Here is a 20,579-nt window from a genome sequence, read left to right on the forward strand (position 1 = left end):
CGCACCGATTTCGGAGCCGGTGAGACCGTCGCCCGTATCTCCGAGCACCCCGCAGAGCGCCTCGAGCATCGCCGTGTCCAGGCTCGGCACTGCCATCACCCACCGCCCTTCTGCGGCGCGCGTGTCCGCGTGCCGACGACGATCGCAGGACGATCCGCGCACTCGAATGAGCCGTTCTCCTCTACGTACTGCCCCCACCGCAGCGCGTACTGAGCGCGAGGAAGCAGGAGCAGGTCGTCTGTCTCACCCGCACCGCCAGCATCGAGGCCCACACCGAGCGACACGCCGCCGACGTCCGTCAGCACGTAGCGGTTGTGCAGCTTGTCGCCACCCGCCTTCTGCCGCCAACGGACGAACTCGACCGAGACGCCGCTCGGCAGACGCGCCGCCATCTTGGCGGCCTCTTGCTCGAAAAACTCCAGCGTCGACTTCTCTTTGCAATGCACCCGCACCATGTCGAGAGTCAGCCCGTTGTCCACAACGATGCCCATCAACGCTTCGAGCACCATTCGATGACGTGCATTCTCCGGGCCGAAGTGCGGATCGACGAGGTGGAGCTGACGGCAGTTGGTCACCATCGCCGAGAGAGCAAGCGCCAATGCCTTCGGCGTACGCGAAGGGGACGCGCCGATCTCGCACGCCCAGCGAGAACTCCCCACGTCGAGCTGGTCGGGGACCAGTACGCCCTCATGGTTTCGCGGGTTCTGCGAGGCGACGATGCCGGCGAAGGGGCTGCGCGTCCACTCATGTTCGGCGTTCGCGAGCCACGTCAGCAGGTCGTCGTAGACCTCGTTGGCGCGCCGATGCTTGTGCTCGCCGAAGAGCCGGAACAGCTCCTCGATGCGCTTCATGTCCCCCTGAGACAGGTCGAGTGCCCTCGCGGCGTTGTAAACAGCCTTCTTCCACTTGCTGAACGCGGGCAGCTCAAGCAGCACGCGCGGCGTGCCGAGCCCGAACTTATCGTGGATGAAACGGAACTCCTCGCGGCGTCCCCAGGTGGCCACGACCTCCGGCTCGAGCGCGAAGGCGTGAATCACAGGAGTTCCTCCATGCGCTCGGCAAAAAAGCCCTTGGGCCAGCGATCGACGAACTCCCCGCGCTCGTCGACGCGCAGGCGGCGCACACGAACTCCGCCCGGGTTCGCTTCGACGTAGAGCACGCTCAACTTGTCCTCGCTGAACGCAGGCGCGTCCTCGGCCAGCTCTTTCTCGGTTGTCTCGCGGATGCGTCGCAAGAGGCGCAAGATGAGGTGCTCGCTGTGGGTCTCGACGAGCAACGTGCGTCGGCTGCCCTCGCGGCTCGCTGCTTCGATGAGCAGGTCACCCAGCCCCACCTGCACGGCAGGGTGCACGTGGATCTCGGGCTGCTCGACGAGCGTGAGGCCACCACGCCCTTCAATGGCGGCAACGATGACGGGAATGAGCTGCGAGATGCCCGCGCCCACCTCCGACGGCAGCACGAACGAGCCCGCGCCGGTGTCGAGGAGCAGCCGGCGCACGGTCTTATCGACGTGGCCGCCCGACAGGTCCTCGGCGTCCGCGTTGCCTTCAAAGAGTTGCTGGACGACGACCTGGCAGCCCGCCCCGAGGCGCCGGAGCCAGGCGTTCGTGCGCTCGATGAGCGTGAGCCGGTCGGCGAGGAGCAGGTCCCATGCGGCGAGGCCGTCGGCCCAATTTGTGATGCGTCCCGCGCGCTCGTAGAGGAAGCCGCGCGGAGGGATTGTCCGCAGCGGGCCGATGTACTGTGCATCGCGCAGGAACGCCGCGAGCTGCGCCGTCGTGCCGAGCACCACCATTTCGAGGAACGTGCGCACGTGCTGTGCAGCGCGTTCTCGTGCAGAGATGGACTGTTCAAGCGCCTCGACGCGCTTCTTATCGAAGGAAGGCTGGCGGCGAAGCGAAACGAGCTCCTCCTTGTCACCTTCGATGTCTCCCGCGGGCAGCACGCGTAGCGCTTCCGAGAAGCCAGGCAACGCTCCCGCACGCGATCGCGCGATCGCAAAAAACGGCCGCCACCGTAGGTCAGCTTTGTTGGCGAACTCGGCCTCTTTCCCAAGTGCTCGTGCGAGTAAATCCTGGGAAACCGCTACCGCCGAGAGTTCATCGATGGTTGCCTCGAATTGGTGCCTCTCCTCTTGGAGGAGGTCGTCAATATCCAGCCAAGGATGACCAGCCTCAAGCGCGGGCCACAGATGCGGGTGCGACGTTCGGAGCGTCGCAACGACAGGGTGGCCGAGGTTGACCTGAACGTAGAGCGGCTCTCCGGCTCTCAGCGATTCACCGTTCGCCATCCGAACAAGTGGCTCGGAAATGCCGTTGGCTCCGATCGTCACCCTATCGATGATTGGCCCCCGAAACGTCGGAGTCCGCCGATAGCGGACCTCCAGTTCCAGCCAAGCGGTCTCGATCATGTCGTCGAAATCCGGAAACGGGAAGTCGCTGAGGTCGCGCCCGAAACGCTCAAGTGCTCCGGGCGTAGCGAACTCGGCGCGCAGCACGATGGCACGCTCGGTCTCATGACGGTGCACAAGCCGGGCAAACCCGCCGAGCTCGAGCACGTTGCCGCCCAGTTCGGTGCGATCGACGTCGGCCGAGCCGCGCTCGATCAGCTCATGCAGGTAGAGCAGCGCCTGCAAGACGGTGCTCTTGCCCGCGCTGTTGGCGCCGAAGAGTAGCGTTAGCGGTGCGAAGTCGATGCGCTGACGGGCGGCGATGCCCTTGAAGTTCTCGATCTCAAGGGAAGTCAGCATGCGGGGCCCCTGGAGAACGCATGTTCGACAAGAGAGCTAAAGAGGTGATCGCTTTCAGTGTGCGCGACTGCTGCGTCAGCATGCGCATGACGAACACGCGCTCTGAACGCTCGAAAAGCCCCTTGCGCCTCAACCGGTGGCCGAATCAGGCGCATCTTTCGAATTGCCGAGAGGTTCAGATATTGCTGGGCGCTCCCGGCCTCGAATGTATGCAGGTAGCGCTTGTATGTTGGCGTGGTCATCTGCGCGACGATGAACTCAGGCAGAAAACTATCGCCCGGAGGAACACGCAACCTCACGGTTCCACTTGCCGAAAGTACAGCAGGCCCGCCAAGGTCTGGAGCGACGCAGACATCGCCGACAGTACCTTTCGTCGTGATCAGCACGTCGCCGGGAAGGACTTCACTCCGCCGAATCTCCTCGAACTTTGCGGGGGTGACGTACTTAAACTCCGAGAAGTCGAAGCGGTCGTCATAGATGTTCCAGTTGCGAACGACCTTCACCCCAGCGTCGACGTAGTGCTCGGGCTTGAGGGACGAGCCAAAGGGACCATCGACCAGTCCGGCTCCGCGGGCACACAACTCATCAATGGTCTCGGTAGGCCACCCCTTCGGGTTCGTCACCGGGTCGCCGAACATCCCCAGAAACGCCGAGCACAAGAGTTCCTCGATGAGGGAGATGGCCTCCTTGCGCTTGCGGCGGATGGCGTCGGCCTTGTCGAGGATGTCGGCGATGCGGCGCTGCTCGGCGAGAGGCGGCGCCGGAATTAACAGTCGGGCGACGTCCTTAGGATAGAGATGGATTCCCTTTACGAGGTCACGAAGCGACCGACGCGCTCCTAACGACCGGACCCAGTAATGAACGAATCGAGCATCTGCATCGGTCGGTCGAATTACAAGCCACTCGCCGGTCGCCAGCGAACCCGCCACTTCTGCGCCGGCAAGGGCTATCTTCGACGCTACGTAGTCTGCATTGTGCGCGGCATTGAGGATCAGCGTGTCGCCTTCACGGACCATACGGTCCCGGAATTGCTCCGCGAAGTGAGGCTCCACGAAGGATTCGTACGAGCCACGAAACTGGCCATCGTCATCGATGTCACGAATCTTAAGTACAGGGTGACCTTGTGATCGTTGGTCAGTCTTCGCCGGCGTCTTCCCATTGAAGACCCGCGCAACCCGCTCAAGCGCGACGGAGGTCGTCACAGCATCGCCTCCAGTTCGTTCAGGTCCTTCGCGATCTCCGCTTCGAGCGCGCGCAGCTTGGCGACGAGCTGCCTGGGCGGGGCGTATTTCACCTCTTCGTGCTTCGCTTCTTTGTAGCGATTGACTGAGAGATCGAAGTCCTTCTCCTCGATCTCCTTCACGGGCACCAAGAAGTGCTTCGCGGTGCGGTCGGTGTCCTTCTTTGCGCTCTTCTTCCTCCAGCACGCGAGCGCATCGGGCAGATCGTTGTCGCTCACCGGGTCGCGCTTGTCGTCGAGCGAGAAGCCGTCGGCCTCGACATCGTAGAAGAACACGTGGTCGGTCTTGCCGCCCTTCGTGAAGAGCAGGATCGCCGTCGACACGCCGGCGTATGGCTTGAACACGCCGGAGGGGAGCGAAATCACTGCTTCGAGCTGGTTGTCTTTCACCAGCATCGTCCGCAGCGCTGTGTGCGCCTTCGATGAGCCGAAGAGGACGCCGTCCGGCACGATGATAGCGCTCCGGCCGCCCTTCTTGAGCATGCGCAGGATGAGCGCGACGAAGAGCAGCTCGGTCTTCTTCGTCTTCACCGCCTGGGTCAGCGTGGGGTGAACGTCTCCCTCGTCGAGGCTGCCCTTGAAGGGCGGATTGGCGAGGATGACGTCGAAGCCGCCGGTCGCCTGCTTAGGAAACTTCTCGGGGAACGAGTTCGAGAGCGTGTCCTGGTAGTGGATGTCCGGGTTGTCGACACCGTGAAGCATCAGGTTCATCGACGCGATGCGGAGCATGGTCGCGTCGAAGTCGAAGCCGTGGAACATCCCGTTCTGGATGTGCTCGCGGTAGGGCTCGAGCAGGTCGCCGGTGTAGATCGTCTCGCCGTTCTCACCCTTGAGCTTGCCCTTCACCGAGGTGTGGGTCTCGACCAGATACTGCATCGCGCCGACGAGGAAGCCCGCCGTGCCGCACGCGGGATCGCCGATGGTGTCCGTCGGCTTCGGCTCGAGCAGTTCCACTATGAAGCGGATGATGTGGCGGGGCGTGCGGAACTGGCCGTTGATGCCCGCCGTCGTCAGCTTGCTCAGGAGGTACTCGTAGAGATCGCCCTTCGCGTCGCCTTCGGTAATCGGCAGCTTGTCGATCATGTTCACTGCCGAGACGAGTAGACGGGGCGACATGATCATGAGCTGGGCGTCGCGCATGTACTCGGCGAAGCTCGTGCCACCGTTCAGCTTGCGGAAGTGCGGGAAGACTTCGTCGCGCACGACGCGCAGCATCTCGGCGGCGTCCTTCTGCTTGAAGTTCTTCCAGCGCCGCGGGTCGTTCGGACCTTGGAAACGCCCCTGAAAGGGCTTCTTGAGGCGCTCGGCCTTGCGCTCGCCGGTGGTCTCCATGACGTCGAGGAGGCGCGCGAACATCAAGAACGAGATTTGCTCGATGACGGTGAGCGGATTGGTGATGCCGCCGGTCCAAAACTCGGTCCAGAGCTTGTCGATGTCGCTCTTCAGCTGTGTGGTCAGTGTGCTCATGATGCCTGGCTTGCTGGGGGCCGGTCGTTCGACGCGGTGCGCTTGGGCTCGAAGACGCTGAGGATGGCAAGGAGCTCATCCATGTCTCCGGGCTCTTGGAAGAGGCCGTCCATGCTCTCGGCATGGAGGGTAGTGAACGGTGGCTCGTAGAGCCGCTCGAGCTCGATGCCGCCGTTCTGGGTGATGTGGTTCTGCAGCAGTTGCAGGAAGCGGAGTTGCTGCGACGAGAGGCGCAGGTGCTTGTGGACGAACGCCGAGAACGCCTGCTCGACAGCCGCGGCATCGAGTCCGACCAAGCCACGGAACACGGTGAGGAGCGATCTGCGCGTCTCCGGGTCGTGCCCCGCCAGGTGCTTCACGTTGGCCTTGTCGTCGACCTCGAGGACGAGGCGCGCCAGCTCTTCGAGCTCGTCGTCGCGCACACTCTTGCCGGCCCGAATGCGCTGCAAGGTCGGGTTCTCCGTGAAGTGTTCGCGCAGCACCGACTCGACACGCCGCTTGTACTCGACGAGGTCGAGGCCCTCAAGCTTCGGGATGTAGGTCTCGGCCACATGACCGTCGTCGGTGACATCGAAGACCTGCGGCGCCACGCGCGTCGTGGGCGGGAGCTGTTGGTACTTCATGATACCGCGCAGCTCACGACGCAGCCCCTCAAGGTGGTGCACCTCGACGGCTGCCCAGAAGTCCTTGCTCCGCACCTGCTGGATCGCCTCGGCCTTGGCCTTCACCGGCGCGAGGTTCTTCGCGAGCAGCTCGACTGCCTCTTCGACGCGGGCGCGCAGGTCCAAGACCTTGGGCGCGCTCGGGCCACCTCGCAGAAGCTCGAGTTCGAGGCGCGTCATGAGCAGATCGAAGCGGTAGGCGTCTTCGTCGCCGCGGATGCTGCGTAGGTGCTGGAGGGGCGCGACGATGGAGAGCAGGTCGGCCTTCGTCGCAGCGGAGAAGTGGTGGACGCGGTCGCCATCAGCGAGCAGTTCGAGTTCCTTCCACTTGTCGCGCGTGTCGATCGCGTTCGTGTCGCGCACGGCGCGGATGTCGCCGAGAATCAGCGCGGCCGCGGCCTCGAAGGTGGTCTGGTCCATCTTGTCGAGCGCGACGGCGGCCAGCTCCACGCGAGTCTCGAACAGGTGCTGGAGCAGCGACTTCTGCGGCGAAGGCTGTGTCTCCTTGTACTTCTCGTCGAAGAACCAGAAGTTCCGCCAGTGGTCGAAGATGAGAAATTCGGTCTTGTCGCGACCCGGCCCGAAGAGATCCTTTCGCAACCGCGTGCCACGACCGATCATCTGCCAGAACTTCACGTAGGACTTCACGGGCTTCGCGAACACCAAGTTCACGACTTCGGGTACGTCGATGCCGGTGTCGAGCATGTCGACGGAGATCGCGATGGTCAGCTCGCTGTCGGGGTTCTTGAAGTCGTCGATGAGCTGATCGGCTTTCGGCTCCTGGTTGTCGATAACGCGGCAGAACGTCGAGCCGTACTGCGGGTAAATCTCGCTGAAGACCTCGGCGAGGTGCACGGCGTGGGCGTGGCTGCGTGCGAAGACGATCGTCTTTCCGACGTGGCTCCCCGTCGCTTCGCGGATGCCGCCGTCCATCAGCGAGCGCCAGATGACGCGCGTCGTGTCTCTGTTGAAGAAGTACTTGTCGAGATCCTCGCTGTCGTAGTCGACTGACGCTGCCTGCGGGTCCTGGTTTTCGAGTTCGGCCTGCTGCTCGTCCGTCATGTCCTTGTAGCGGAAGCCGTCGCGGCGGAACTTCGTGCTCACCGCCATCACGCGGAAAGGCACGAGGAATGGAGGCTTGCTCTGGATCGCGTCTTCGAAGCTGAAGTGCGAGGTCGGATCGCGGTCCTCGCAGCCGAACAGCTCGTAGGTGTTGCGCTCGATGAAGCGCACCGGCGTCGCCGTGAGGCCCACCTCGAGCGCATCAAAATACTGAAAGAGCGCGCGGAACTTCTTGTAGATGCTGCGGTGTGACTCGTCGGCGATGATGAGGTCGAAGAAGCCGACGTCGAAGTCCTCGAAGCACTTCATCATCGCCGGGTAGGTGGCGAGGTAGATGCGCTTGTCGCGGTCGTTCGCGGTGCTGGCGTCGACGATGACGCGCGGCTCGCCCGGCATGAACTCCTTAAAGACGCGGTCCGCCTGCTTGCGCAGTTCGCGCCGGTCACAAAGGAAGAGGATGCGCTTCACCCACCCGGCTCGCATGAGAACGTCGCAGAGCGAGATGGCGACGCGCGTCTTGCCGGTGCCCGTGGCCTGCACGACGAGCGACTTGCGGAACTTGCCCTCGAAGCGCTCGCAGACGCGCTTGACCGCCTCAAGCTGGTACATGCGGTTCGCGATGGCGAGGTTCGGCTCGACGGCCGCCATCGGCCTCTTGTTCGCGCGCTGGTGCACCAGGTACTCAAGGCTGTCCTTCGAGTAGAAGCCGTAGACTTTGCGGTACGGATAGCCCTGCGCATCGTCCCAGAGGAACACGTCGATGCCGTTGGTGAAGAAGATGACCGGGCGTACACCGGTCTCCTTCTCGAGGCAGGTCGCATACATGCGGGCCTGCTCGCCGCCAGCGCGGGCGTCCTTCGCGGTCTTCTTCGCCTCGATGACCGCGAGCGGCTTTCCGTCATCGCCATAGAGCACGTAATCGGCGAAGCCCTCGCCCGTCGGCGTTGGCATCCCGGTGAGCCGCACCTCCTGGCGCACCTGCTCGGTGTTCGCGCCGCTCGCGCCGACGTTCCAGCCCGCTGCGATCAAGGCCTGGTCGATGAGGCGACGGCGGGTCGTCTCTTCGTTGAACTGGAGGAACGAGGCGACCTTCTGGCCCTCCTCCTTCAGCTTCTCGAGCTCGGTGGCGTGTTCCGTGGCAGCCCGCTCCGCCGCGAGGCGCTTCTGGGTCTCGGCCTCCAGCGCGGCGAGCACCGACTCGTACTTCGCCTCGGCGAGCCGGAGCTTCTCGAGCGCGTCCTTCGTCTTGGTGGCACCTGCGGGCTCGGGCGGCGGCGGCGCGTATTTGGGCGCGGCGCTGAGGTCGCCTCCATCGACCTGCACGTGGAACCAACGGGCAATGTCGAAGAGCTGCGCGAGGCACTCAAGGGAGAGTTGACTCGTAATCGGCCGACGCGGGTGCGCGGCGTGATTGCCAGCCTTGCGCACGGCGTGGAGCTTGTTCTGCACGACCTCAGGCACCGACTGCCGGAACGGCTCGGCGGTCATCAGGTCGTTCAGGTTATCGGAGAACGGAGGGCGGAGCCGATAGCGCTCGTAGATGGCGGTGACCGCGTGCTCGACGAAGCTTCGCTGCTTGATGAGCGAGCTCGCAGGGTCCTCGTGGGCGTAGCGCTCGGCGAAGCCGGCGAGATCGGCCAGGACCGCTCGGCGCGGACGCAGGAATTCGAAGTTATTCGACTTCATGTGCGGGACCTCGGAGCCGACCATGCCGACACTCTGTTCAACGACCGTGCCATCAGCTCTGCACCTCGTATTTCACGAGCCAGTTGGTCAAGGTCTGGTAGCTAGGGAGGCCCACTAGCTCGGCGGCCTTGGTCTTGTTGCCGTGGGCCTCGTCCATCGCGCGTCCCAGGTAGTGGCACGCGACCTCCTTCAGCAATTCCGAGAGGTTGAAGCCCGATCCGAGCGGTCGCCCCAGCACCTCGGGGCGCGTGGTGACGGCAACGGGCAAGAGGGCCTCGCGCACGTCTTCCGAGGAGATCGCCGCGCCGTCGCTCCAGATGGCAGCGCGGCGCAGGGTGTTCAGCAGCTCGCGGACGTTGCCCGGCCAGGGATGGGTGAGAAGAAGATTTCTTGCGCCAGAAGAAAGCCTCTTCTCCTTGAAGCCAGGCTCGCCGGCGGCCTCGCGGTTCACCTGAGCCATCAGATGGTCGATGAGAATGCCGAGATCGCCGGAGCGCTCGCGGAGTGGAGGGATCTTCAAGACGGCGACGGCGAGCCGGTAGAAGAGGTCTTCTCGGAAACGTCCCGAGGCGATCTCTTCGGTGAGGGTGCGGTTCGTCGCGGCGATGATGCGGACGTCGACCTTCGTCGGCTTGCTCGAGCCCAGGCGCACGACCTCACCCTCTTGAAGGGTGCGGAGCAGCTTCACCTGCGCGGGGCCGGGCAGCTCGCCCAGCTCGTCGAGAAAGAGTGTGCCACCATCGGCCGCTTCGAAGTGTCCTGTGCGCTGCTGGGTCGCGCCGGTGAAGGCGCCCTTCTCGTGGCCAAACAGCTCTGACTCCACGAGTTCGGCGGGGATGGCGCCGCAGTTCACGGCGATGAAGGGGCTGTCCTTGCGCGGGCTCGCGCGGTGGATGGCTCGCGCGAGCAGCTCCTTGCCGGTGCCTGATTCGCCCTCGATCAGAACAGGCACGTTGCGGATGGCCACGCGACGGGCGCGCTGGATGAGGCGGTCCATGACGCGGCTCTTGTGGACGATGTCGGCGAACTCGGGGGCTAAAGGAGCCTCGCCGGGGCTGACGAGCCGCAGACGCTCGTCCGGCTCTCGGAGGAGGTCGGGCAGGAATTCGGCCGAGATGTCGAAGGGAACCGAGGCGGTGCGCACTCCGTGCTCTCGCGAGGACTCGATCAGCTCGGCCGGGAAGCGGGTCTTGCCAAGAATGATCCACACGGCCGCCATCGCCGGCGTGCCGGGGCTCAGGTGGAGCGAGAGGGCCGTTTCGCGCAGTCGGTCGCCCAGCGCACGCTCGATGCCGCGGACGGCGGCCTCGTAGATCTCGCCGAACTGCGTGGGGCCCGACAGCTTTTCCGGCACCACCTCGATCCGCGTCGAACAGCGTCCCGTCAGCCACTTCACGTAGGGCTGAACGACCTTGTCGTCGTAGTCCGAGAGCAGGAAAGCCTCGTCGAAGCTCCGGCCCGTAAGCGCCTGCGCGATCGGACCAATACCCACCGCCTCGCTCTCGGTAGGTGCTCGGAGATCGGTCTTGCCAATCCAAGCGACGAGAACCTTGCGCACCGGGCGACACTACAAGAGGCCTTGCGCTACGACAAGGAGTCTTATCGTCGGCGCAGGCGCCAACCCATGGAAATCACGCTGCCACGCCCACTCTGAACACCCGACCATCGGCTTGGCCCGGTCGCTGCAGTGGGGCCTCGCCATGAAAAACACGATTCGCATCCAGCCCCTGCAGGTCTCCGTTCTCTTCGCTGCCGACGAGGTGGCGCTCGATCTCCGCGACCGTCGCCCCGACAGCATCACGTTGTTCGGAGAGCTCGACGAGGCTGGACGTGACCAGCTCGCGCACGACGCCTGGACCATCGGCCTGCGCGCGCTCGCCAACGCGCACGCGGCAGCGCAGGAGTCAAAGCTGAAGGAGGTCGGCGCGACCCTGCTCGTCGACATCGATCGCCAGTTGAAGCTCCACGTCGAGCAGCAACAGCAGACGATGAGCACCGTGCTCGCGCACTTCTTTGATCCCAGCGATGGCCAGGTCACCCAGCGGCTCGCGGCATTCGTCGATGACCAGGGCGTCCTCGCGCGTTTGCTCGAGAAGTACCTCGGCCCGCGAAACAGCGTGCTTGCCGAGGCACTCGCCAAGCAGGTGGGAGAGACGAGCCCCCTCTTCAAGAAGCTGAGTCCCACTGACAGCACGGGCCTCGTGAAGGTGCTTGAGGCCCAGCTCCGCGCCGTGATGGGCGAGAGCCACGCGGCGCTGGTGCGCGCGCTCGATCCGCTCGCCGAGGACGGCGCGGTCGCCCGCTTCCTCAAGAGCTTGCGCGACGAGCTGAAGGGCGCAGACGAAGACCGGCAGAAGCAGCTCGCCGCCGCACTGGCTGCGCTCGACGCCAATGACGAGAACTCCCTTCTGAGCCGGCTGGTGCGGGAGACCCACGGCGCGCGCCAGGAAGTACTCGCGGCGGTGAACCCCGACACGCCCTCCTCGCCGATGGCGATCTTGAAGGCGAGCTTGACCAAGCTCTTGCAGGAGCAAGGCAACACCCAGCTCGTGCTCGCCAAGCGCCAGGAGGATCGACAGATGCAGTTCGAGAAGGAGGTTCGCGAGGCGCTCACGCGCATCGAGACCAGGCGCGCGCAGGACCAGAAGAGCACGCGCGGCGGCCTCGTGTTCGAGGATGCGGTCATCTCCTTCCTTCGCGCAGCGACCCAGGGCGCGCCGTGCGTCTTCGACGCCACCGGGGCGAGCACGGGCGTCGGCCGGAGCAAGAAGGGCGATGCCGTCGTTCGCTTCACGGAGGAGAGCGCCTTCGCCGGTGCCGCCGTCGTCTTCGAGGCGAAGCGTGACGCGACCTACACCGTGCAGAAGGCGCTCGACGAACTGGACGCGGCCCGCAAGAACCGCGACGCGGCAGCCGGCGTGTTCGTGATGGCTCGATCGCACGCGAGTGACGTCTTCCCTCGCTTTGCGCGCTACGGGAACAACGTCCTCGTGGTGTGGGACGATCGGGACCTGACCACCGACGCATACCTGCACGCGGCCATCCTGCTCGGCATCGGCCTCGTCACCCGCACCAAGACCGCGGGCGATGCCGGCGACATCGCTGCTCTGCGTGACATCGAGATGCGCATCGAGGGGGAGCTGAACCGCCTCGAGAAGATGGAGAAGCACAGCGACGCCATTCGCAAGAACGTCGACGGGCTCGGGGACGAGATCCGCAAGGCCCAGAAGGCGCTCGACCTACTCCTCCGCAAGGCACAGAGCACGCTGCGTGCGCTGAACGTGGAACTGACCGACGAGGCCGCCGAGGCGGCGAGTCCGCTCACGTTGCCGAAGGGATCGTTCGAAGCTGGCGTGCTGGCGCTTCCAAGCGGTGGCGAAGCGGCGTGAGAAGAACTGGCAGGCGCATCACGTCCTGGCGTGCGCCACGGCGCGGAGCGTCCGCTCACTCATCGGCTCAGCGCCGTCGGCGGCTTCGAGCTCGAGGACCTGACCCTTCGTTGATATCCTCAAGCGTGCCATTTCGGAACAACTGGGCCTGACCACCAGACGCGGACGCTGGCCCGGCGCGGGCTGCTCCAAGAATTCAAAGAACGAAGGTCCCGGTGGGTATCAGCACATGAGCCCAGGAAATGACTTCTGGGCCTCAGCCAGGAGCTTCCGCATGGCCGTGATTCCCCTCCCCCCCGTCATCATCAACCACCTCGGAAAACTGACTCTGGGTGCCGCAGCAGCCGCCCTCGGTGGGCGTGCTTATGCCCATCGCGAGCGCATCAGCCGGTGGCTCGATGACGCCGACCTCGGCATCACGCCGCGCGTCGGGGACGCGATGCTCAAGGGTCTCCACAGCGACCTGCCCCCGGGTGAGTTGGAGAAGCTCGCGTCCTTGAACACCAACGCGGTCGCCGAGTTCAAGGGGCTCATCAACGACGTCCACGAGGAACTCGGCTCGATGGCGGCGACCCTCCAGGAACTGCGCGAAGAGATCGCGAGCCTCATGGCCCGCCAAGATACGTTGGAGGCCCTCGTCCGCGGCAGACCACACGAGGAGCGCGCCTCCAACGGCAAGGAGGAGTCCTCCTCCCCTGCCCCGCGCCAAGCGACGGGCCGAACCACCGCGACCAGCGGCAAGCGCAGGGGCAACGGCCCCGTGGGGCCCGACTCTCGCCCTGCCTGAAGCGTCCACGAAGCTCACCCCACCCCACCTGCGCCTTGCTGGCGCGCTGCTTTCAAGCGCGTCACGCGGGGCTCCGGCCTCCGTGCGCGCATGGAGGACACCGTGAAGCACATCCTCACCATTCTGCGTAGCCACCGCCTCGTCCGGCCGATGACGGAAGAGGAGGCAAAGTCCATCAGCCTCGAGTTGCTGCGACCGATGGTCCGCGAGCACGAGCTGGCCATGAAAGCCGCCCTCGACGACGAGGGCGGCCTCGCTACCCTCCTCCACCTCGGGTGGATGAGCCTTTACGCGGTAAAGACGAGCCTGACGGTGAGCAGCATCCTTCTCCATCTGCGCCTCCTCGTGGGCAGCAAGAAGGAGCGGATGGACATCATCACCGGCTGCTTGGATGCGAGCTTCGAGTTGATGCAGAAAAACCCGAACAGCTCGCAGGAGCCCACCATCCACTGAGGAAGAGCCCGCCATGGCGACGTTCGCGCCGTGGCGGCTCGCCGGGCCTGAGGTTCAAGTGGTGCCCGGGGCGCTCATTTTTGCCGACAGCACCAGGACAGCCATGCGGCAGTCAGCAAACTACCGACCGCCGGTTCACCGCCCCCCCCGAGATGCCGCAAAAGGGACGCCGTGATGGCGCAGCGCTCACGGGAACGCCACGCCGCCAATCGTCACGGTCCTCGTCCCGCCCGCCTCCCACATCTTGAGGGTGAAGGTGCTGCGGGCCTCCTCCTCGGTGGCATCGGCCTCCACCACCACGAATCGGTTCTCTCCTGGCGCAATGGGTGCGTCCTGCCAGACCGGTAAAACCTTGAGGGTCACGCCCCTTTTATCCTCCAGAGTCAGCGTCGCCCCCTCGGCCGTCCACGTTGGGGCCCCCTCCGGGTTTTTCAGCTCCACCGCGAGAGCCACGCGGCTGGCGGAGCGGTAAGCCGAGACGGCCAACACCCGTAGCGACATCGTCGGGGGTACGGTGAGCGTCGGGGAGATTTCTTTGGAGGCGACCCCCTCCTTCCCCATGGCCCCCGAGGCCAGCAGCCCCCGCAACCCGCCCGGTCCGGACTTGTCGGCGCGTAGGCGGGCGACGTCCTCCCGGAGTTGCTGGGCCTCCGCCTCCTTCGCCTTCAACTCTTGCTTGTAGGACTCGGCGGTGCGCTCCCGCCGGTGCACCTCCACTAGCGAAGCGGCCTCTTCGGCATGCGCCACCAGCATGAGGCTCGCGCTGGACGGGGCTGCGTTGTCCGCGAAGCGCACCGTCAACCTCAACGACTTTCCCAAGGGCACCTTCTCCGAGGGTACCAGCTTGAGTGTGCTGGCGCCGGGGTCCACCATCGTGAAGCCGTCCGCCCCTTCCAGCGTGACAGACCCCGGAGCAAGCTGGGCGTCGAAGCTGAACACGGTGGTCTGCCCAGGGCTGATGCAGACCGGCTGCGCCTCCCCCGCGGGCAACGCCGGAATCTCGATGTGGCGCACCGTCAAGCATGGAGCGGCGAGCGCAGTCCCTGTGAAAAGAACCAGCGCCAGGAGGAATACGGGCGAGGAAGCGGTCACGGGAGGAAACCTCTGGAGTACGGAGAGGAGCAGCAACTTGCTGCGTTGCCTCTAACATGCCGCGCCCAGCGCCCGCCCGGGCGGACGGCTCTACTCGAACTCCCTCACCGCCTTCAGGTCGACGGTGGAGAGAACCGTGGCGGTGGTGGGGCCACGCTTGCCAAGGTCGATGAGCCCGCGTCCGCCTTGTCTGTCCCACAGCTCCAGGCACACGGGGATGTCGATTGTCCCGTCCTTTGAGCGGGCCCGGGTGAGCCGCCCGTAGACGCGCTCACCGAAAATGAGCCTGCCGGACAGCCTGGAGTTCTGCGGCATGTCTCCCAGCCCGCGTGCATAGCTCACGTTGACCATGCCCTCGGTGACGGTGGTGGGCTGGACATTCTTTGCCTCGAAGAAGAAGGTCCCGAGCCCCTCGTTCCCCACACGAATCCCCAGCTTCTCCATGGCCGCCACGGCACCGGGAGGGCACGGCTCGGGCGGTGGCTCGGGACGAACCTGTGCGCCCGTGCAGGCCAGTGCCGCGGACGTAACCCCCACGCAGAGGGTCTTGCCCATGGAGCCCAGGCCCGTGGACTTGCTCTGCGTGGTGGGGGTGGAAGGTCGAGCAACCGTCTTCTTCACGGAAACCTCATCCTCAACGTGCGTCGCGGGAGTGGCAACGACCGCAGGGGTGGGAACCGCCTCGGGCGGAGCTGCGGTAGAGGCAGTCTCGGGTGACTTGACCTGCTGCGCCACTTCATGACCTGGCAACCCATGAGGTAGCCCGGCCACGGCGACCCGAGGAGCTTCGGGCATCGCCTCCACGTGAGGAGAGAAGGGCCACCAACCGAGCACCTTTACCCCGAAGATGCCGACAGCCAGCGCGACCACGAGGACGAAGTACGGCCATCCGCGACTGCGCGGCCCGCGCACTCCCGCGGACTGCGCCTTGTCCGGTACGACCTCGGAGCGCCTCTCGCGAGCCATGGACATGTGCAGGAAGCGCTTCAGCACCGGCTCGCGAGGTGGCGGCGTGCTGGACTCGGTGGGCCACTGGGGCCGACGGATGCGCCGCTGCGCTACGCCCTGCCCTTCGGCCGGGGGCAGCTCCTCCCACTCGAAAAGGCTCGCCTCCCAGGCCGCCGCCAGGCCAAAGGTCACCGCCGCCACAAGTGCCTCGTGGACCTCCTGGCCCGTCTGGAGGCGCTCCCGCGGGCTCTTGGCCAGCAGGCGCATGAGCAGGTCGCTCAGGGCCCGGGGAACCCTCCGGTTGAACTCCGAGGGCGCGGGCGGCACGGTGCTTTCAATCGCCGCGTATAGCAGGTCCACCGGCAGGTTCGGGCTGTAGGGGTAATGGCCCGTCACCACGCGGTAGAGCAGGACGCCCAGCGCGTGCAGCTCATCGGTGGGCTTCGTCTGGTAACGCGCCCCGCGCAGCTGGTGGTGCGTGCGCAAGAAGGTCACCGCCTCGGGGCTGAGCAGGTGCGGGGTGGCCGGGGGCAGCACCGAGAGGGTCAGGGTGTCGGCGCCCGCGAAGTAGCCCACACCCAGGTCGATGAGGATGGGCTCGCCGTCGCTCTGCCGGATGAGGATGTGCTCGGGCTTGAGGTCGCGGTGCAGCACGCCCCGCTCGTGCAGGGCCCCCAGGGCCAGGGCCACCTTGCCGGCCTTCTCCGCCAGCTGGCGGAAGGACGGGTTGAGCGTCTCGGCCCAGGTGTCCAGCGCCAGCCCATCCACCCAGCTCATGACGAAGTACGGGTTGCCATTCGCGGGATGCGGCCAGCGCCCGATGGCATGCAGGCGTACCACGTTGGGGTGCATCGCCTTGCCCATGAGCAACTGCTCCTCGCGATGGGTCCGCTTGTCGCGTCGGTGCAACGCCAGCTTCAGCGCGTACCAAGCGCCCGGCTCGGCCACATGCTCCACCTTGTACACGGCCCCGTAGCCGCCCGCGCCCAGGCGCTCCACCACGCGCCAAGTGTCGATGAGCGTCCCTGGCCCTAGCTCATCGAGGTGTACCAGCCAGCTCTCGTCCCCTGCGGCCATGACGCGCCACCTCCCTATCGAGCGGCATAACCTAGCAGGTTGGGGAGACACCGCTGCTCAGGAACGAATTGCCCCACGCTCCGTCGGTATAAGTACGTGGCGGACGACTCCGCTGGCGCCTGGCCTGCGGCCCGTGCGTCTTCCTCCAATCCACCACCGATGAAGTGCACCGCGAGCGCGTGGGCGTGGCGCACCAGCTCCACGTCCTCACGCCCGGGGTCCGCCTTCATCACGAGGACACGATGCCCTACGAGCTCAATCAGATGACGTACGTCGGCAAGGAGCCCTGGCATGGCCTGGGGACGGCGCTGCCGGCCAACGCCGACTACGACTCCATCGTGCAGGCCGCCGGCTTCTACACGGCCATCGAGCGAGATGTCTTCGCGCCGCCCATGGAGAGCCCCATCCCGGACAAGAAGGCCCTCTTCCGCGAGGACACGGGTGACTACCTGGCGACCGTCAACCGGGGTTACGAGATCATCCAGTTCGAGGAGGTGGCCCGCACGCTCGTGGAGGCCGCCGGCGGTGTGCGCTGCATCTTCCACACAGCCGGAACGCTGGGCCGCAACGGCGTCCGTGGATGGCTCCTCGGCGAACTCCCTGAGCCCATGCGCGTGCGCGGGGATTCCAGTCCCATCAAGCGCTACATCCTGGGCTACTGCGGCCACGACGGCACCACGGCGATCACGCTCAAGAACGTGGCCACACGCGTCGTCTGCCAGAACACCATCGGCGTCGCCCTCGGAGAACGCGACGGGGCCGAGTGGCATATAATCCACACCACGAGTGCCCGGGTCCGGCTTGAAGAGGCGGGCCGTGCGTTCCGTCGCCTCGTGCAGGGCTATGAGCGCTTCGCCGCCCTGGGCGATCATCTTGCTATGACCCGTTTCTCTGAACACCAGCTGCGCAATGTGCTGGATGTGGTGCTTCCCCTGCCCCAGGACAAGGCCGAACACCCTCGCCTCGAGAAGGCACGCAACAAGGTGGTCCAGCTCTTCCACTGCGGCACCGGCATCGAGGGACCCATTCAGAACACGGCGTGGGCCGCGCTCCAGGCCGTCAGCGAGTGGGCCGACCACCATCGGAACACCCGGTCGGTGAAAGGCAAGCCCATCGAGGCGATGCGACTGGAGTCCATCTGGATGGGCAAGGCCGCGGCCATCAAGAAGCTGGCCCTCACGAGCATCATGAACGAGGCCCGCGTGCGTCTGCGTGCGTAGGGCTTTCGTCCGTAGGATACTCGTCCTACAACATACCCAGGTCGTAGCGGGCGTCTCATTCTACGCCCGCATTCTTTTGCCCAGCTACGCAAGCGAACTCAACGACCTGCGGCCAGGAAATCACTAGCGACCGTTCATGACTCTTTCGCAGGAGAGTCCGGGCCTCCAGCTTCGGGAGGTCCCTCCTCGGTTGAACTCAGGCCACCACTTTCAGGGAACCCATTCATCCAAGCAGAAATCGTAGCTGCATGCTCCGCGACCAGAATGTCGAGATCGACCTGTTCTCGGAGCACCAGCGGGACAACCCACCATGTCTCGTTTTTTGATGTCCGGCACTTCAAGGGCTGCATAAAACCAGCAGGCAGATCGCCGAAGTGTTGCTCACGAAATCCCGGCACCTGAAGAACAAGAGCACTCTCGCCAGCAGTTGCCCATGCGTCTGGCCAGAATCCAAACCACCACCAACGACCTAGCGCTCGCAACACATATCCATCCCACTCAGGCCCAGCGTACCGACGCGACTTGATCATGCCACCATTCTGCTCCTCCAAGGTGGAAACGATGCGACCAATGAGCCTACGCGCCCTCAACAAGGCACGGGCCACCAGTGGGTCTCCCAGCAACTGGGCTTCCTCCCGAGTGAAGGGGCGTTCTGGCTCCCCCATCCGATAGGCGACAAGCTCCTTGAAGTCATGCAGATAAACGCGGAGCCGCAGAGAGCTGACTTGTTCAGACGTTTTTGCGAGAACCTCAGCCACCTTTTCCCAATCAAGAACGCTCAATTCGGCGGACGTCACGGCGGCCTGACTTAGTTGTTGTAATGCCGTTTGCATCAAGCCCCGTGAGCTTTGGCTCGGCGCTAGCAGGAAGAGATGAGCCTTGCCCCCAGGATGAGCGATCTGCCATCTTTGGAGTTCTTGGGAATACGGCAGCAACTGCCCTTCATGAAGCCAGGAACTCACTTTCGCCTCGAATAGGCAGTAGCGTGCAGGCCCCTGAATCACAATGTCAGGACGGCCTCCTGGCACCGTCACCTGCGTTCGGGCCTTCAAGGAAACCAACTCCGCTTCTGAGACTTCGATGCCGCAGAGTTCCCTCATAAAGGCACGGAGCACCTCCGGTGCTTGGAGCAAATGTACCAATAATTCTGTGAAGCGATCCTCCTCCTTGCTACCGAGTACCGCAAGAATTGGCTGACCAGTCCAACTGGACGATGACATTCAGTCCTCCTTGATGCGCAGGCACGCGGTTTTTAGCACCATATCCGTGTGCGCACAGCAAGGTGGTCTGTCGCCCCGCTCCCGTCACAGCCCCATGGCTCACGGCGTCTGCGAAGCCAGCTCGATGCGCCGCCGAGGACGCCCCCGCCACCCCAGGCACTCCTTCGCGTTGCACCCCCACCCTCTCCCCTCCAGGCACCCGACGGCGCCGACCTGCCTCTGGCACGCCGGACACCGGAAGAACGTACGCCAGCCACCGTGACAGCTCGTGCTGGGGACCCGCAGCAACCCCACGATGCAGCGGTGGCCAGCGGCATCAAGCGTAACCTCGCGGAGCCCCCGCCAGATTCGCGGGGGGAAACGCACGCGCAGCTGGGCCAAGCTGAGGCGGGCAACGAGCTGATCGGCGTAGAGCGCCACAGCTAACGCATCCCGGTGATGTTGACGTTGTCCGTGCGGGCCATCACCACGACCGAGCGCTGCGGCCCCTCCTCCTCGCGGCGTAGTTCGGCCAACAGAGCTGTGAGCCGGGCGGTGGTGGAACGCAGGAGCTTGTCCACCATCGTGACGCCGGCTTCGTCGCGGCGGGCCAAGCAATCGCCCAACATCTGCTCGAGGTTCGTGAGCTGTAGGGAGGCCCGGGCGACAGCACGGGCCAAAGTGCGGGCACGCACTTCGCGGCTCGCTGGGCCGGAGAGAGCCTCGGCGTGCTGGCGCACGTGCTCCACGAGCTCGCCTGTGTCCCCGGTGACGAAGGTCGCCGCCGCGGCTTGGTCGAATCCCGACAGGCCAACGCGCGGAGGCTGCGGTTTGCTCAGCGCGGGCGCGGATTGATTGTCAGTGGCGGGACGGAGCTGAATCAGGTTGTCAGAATCCGCAGAATATTGGTTGCTCACCTAATAATTGTGACACACGGAATGCAGCCCGCAGATCCTCTCACACGCGCGAGGGGGGACGTGTCGCAGGAGGAAGACACGTGGCCCCAGTCAGGGCTGTCATAGCTATTTCCTACAAATCACCGCGACTCCTCTAGGAATGAGGACTCTCAAGGGCTCGCCACCGAGCACGGAGGAAGGACATAACCAATTGAATTTTCAGGGCTTTCTTGTCGTATAACAGTCGTGCCGCTTACAGCCGAGGGGTCGTGATGGCCAAGGTCGGGAAGCCGAGGGACGCAGCGAGGACCGCGGGGCGACGCAGCCGCCGGGTCCGCCGGTGGAAGGCGCCAGGGTCGTCCAGGGGCTCATTGATGGGTTCCAGGCGGCGGCAGGAGCCCTCCCCCACCCCTCGCGCGTCCTGCGCCCTCCTGGAGGCCCTTTAGGCCGTGCATTCGAGACCAGCGGTCAACGCCAGCCCACACCCCCGTCGGCTCATCAAACGGGGCTCCCCGGGCGAAGAGCAACAGCGGCACGCCGCGCCTTATGGAGCGGTCAGCCCTGCGTGGGCGGACGGTCGTGTCCCTATAAGTGTGTAGTCGGCGAGCAGGGACGAGCGGGAAAGAGGGAAGCTCCTCGGTGAAACCAACCG

General features: G+C 65.0%; 14 protein-coding genes. 4 read left to right on the forward strand and 10 right to left on the reverse strand.

Annotation, left to right across the window (positions count from 1 at the left end):
• Positions 1-95 precede the first annotated feature (95 nt).
• Genes K8640_RS41470 through K8640_RS41495 form a run of 6 tightly spaced genes read right to left on the reverse strand, consistent with a single transcriptional unit; the run spans position 96 to position 10,424 of the window.
• Positions 96-1,037, reverse strand: coding sequence for a hypothetical protein (locus K8640_RS41470; protein ID WP_223752126.1), 942 nt, complete (start codon positions 1,035-1,037; stop codon positions 96-98).
• Positions 1,034-2,749, reverse strand: a complete 1,716-nt coding sequence (locus K8640_RS41475) for an AAA family ATPase (RefSeq protein ID WP_223752127.1) — start codon at positions 2,747-2,749, stop codon at positions 1,034-1,036. The genes K8640_RS41470 and K8640_RS41475 overlap by 4 nt, the downstream gene beginning before the upstream one ends.
• Positions 2,743-3,951 carry a restriction endonuclease subunit S gene (locus K8640_RS41480; protein ID WP_223752128.1) on the reverse strand — a complete coding sequence of 403 codons (1,209 nt, stop codon included), beginning with the start codon at positions 3,949-3,951 and terminating at the stop codon, positions 2,743-2,745. Before K8640_RS41480 ends, K8640_RS41475 begins: the two co-directional genes overlap by 7 nt.
• Positions 3,948-5,456: a class I SAM-dependent DNA methyltransferase gene (locus K8640_RS41485; protein WP_223752129.1), complete on the reverse strand. Its 1,509-nt coding sequence runs from the start codon at positions 5,454-5,456 to the stop codon at positions 3,948-3,950. The genes K8640_RS41480 and K8640_RS41485 overlap by 4 nt, the downstream gene beginning before the upstream one ends.
• Positions 5,453-8,866, reverse strand: coding sequence for a DEAD/DEAH box helicase family protein (locus tag K8640_RS41490; protein ID WP_223752130.1), 3,414 nt, complete (start codon positions 8,864-8,866; stop codon positions 5,453-5,455). Before K8640_RS41490 ends, K8640_RS41485 begins: the two co-directional genes overlap by 4 nt.
• Positions 8,867-8,918: 52 nt before the next feature.
• Positions 8,919-10,424, reverse strand: a complete 1,506-nt coding sequence (locus K8640_RS41495) for a sigma-54 dependent transcriptional regulator (protein WP_223752131.1) — start codon at positions 10,422-10,424, stop codon at positions 8,919-8,921.
• A 142-nt stretch (positions 10,425-10,566) separates the two neighbouring features.
• On the opposite strand from K8640_RS41495, the gene K8640_RS41500 reads away from it, so the two are divergent.
• The 3 genes from K8640_RS41500 to K8640_RS41510 all read left to right on the forward strand — a co-directional run bounded on the left by K8640_RS41500 (position 10,567) and on the right by K8640_RS41510 (position 13,495).
• On the forward strand, positions 10,567-12,255 hold the full coding sequence (locus K8640_RS41500) for a hypothetical protein (protein ID WP_223752132.1): 1,689 nt from the start codon (positions 10,567-10,569) through the stop codon (positions 12,253-12,255).
• 274 nt (positions 12,256-12,529) lie between these two features.
• Positions 12,530-13,042 carry a hypothetical protein gene (locus K8640_RS41505; protein ID WP_223752133.1) on the forward strand — a complete coding sequence of 171 codons (513 nt, stop codon included), beginning with the start codon at positions 12,530-12,532 and terminating at the stop codon, positions 13,040-13,042.
• A 102-nt stretch (positions 13,043-13,144) separates the two neighbouring features.
• On the forward strand, positions 13,145-13,495 hold the full coding sequence (locus K8640_RS41510; RefSeq protein ID WP_223752134.1) for a hypothetical protein: 351 nt from the start codon (positions 13,145-13,147) through the stop codon (positions 13,493-13,495).
• A 186-nt stretch (positions 13,496-13,681) separates the two neighbouring features.
• Here K8640_RS41510 and K8640_RS41515 read toward each other — a convergent pair whose 3' ends face one another.
• Together K8640_RS41515 and K8640_RS41520 are read right to left on the reverse strand one after the other, a co-directional pair.
• The gene (locus K8640_RS41515; protein ID WP_223752135.1) at positions 13,682-14,587 is read right to left on the reverse strand and encodes a DUF2381 family protein; all 906 of its coding nucleotides are present in this window, start codon (positions 14,585-14,587) and stop codon (positions 13,682-13,684) included.
• A 90-nt stretch (positions 14,588-14,677) separates the two neighbouring features.
• Positions 14,678-16,612 carry a serine/threonine-protein kinase gene (locus tag K8640_RS41520; RefSeq protein ID WP_223752136.1) on the reverse strand — a complete coding sequence of 645 codons (1,935 nt, stop codon included), beginning with the start codon at positions 16,610-16,612 and terminating at the stop codon, positions 14,678-14,680.
• 242 nt (positions 16,613-16,854) lie between these two features.
• Here K8640_RS41520 and K8640_RS41525 point away from each other — a divergent pair, with 242 nt between their 5' ends.
• Positions 16,855-17,832 (forward strand): DUF932 domain-containing protein, encoded by a 978-nt coding sequence (locus tag K8640_RS41525; protein ID WP_223752137.1) that lies wholly within the window; start codon positions 16,855-16,857, stop codon positions 17,830-17,832.
• Between the two features lie 134 nt (positions 17,833-17,966).
• Here K8640_RS41525 and K8640_RS41530 read toward each other — a convergent pair whose 3' ends face one another.
• Positions 17,967-19,052, reverse strand: coding sequence for a PD-(D/E)XK nuclease family protein (locus K8640_RS41530; RefSeq protein ID WP_223752138.1), 1,086 nt, complete (start codon positions 19,050-19,052; stop codon positions 17,967-17,969).
• 422 nt (positions 19,053-19,474) lie between these two features.
• Positions 19,475-19,948: a hypothetical protein gene (locus tag K8640_RS41535; RefSeq protein WP_223752139.1), complete on the reverse strand. Its 474-nt coding sequence runs from the start codon at positions 19,946-19,948 to the stop codon at positions 19,475-19,477.
• Positions 19,949-20,579: the final 631 nt, after the last annotated feature.

Source organism: Myxococcus sp. XM-1-1-1, from assembly GCF_020037095.1.
GTDB lineage: Bacteria > Myxococcota > Myxococcia > Myxococcales > Myxococcaceae > Myxococcus > Myxococcus fulvus.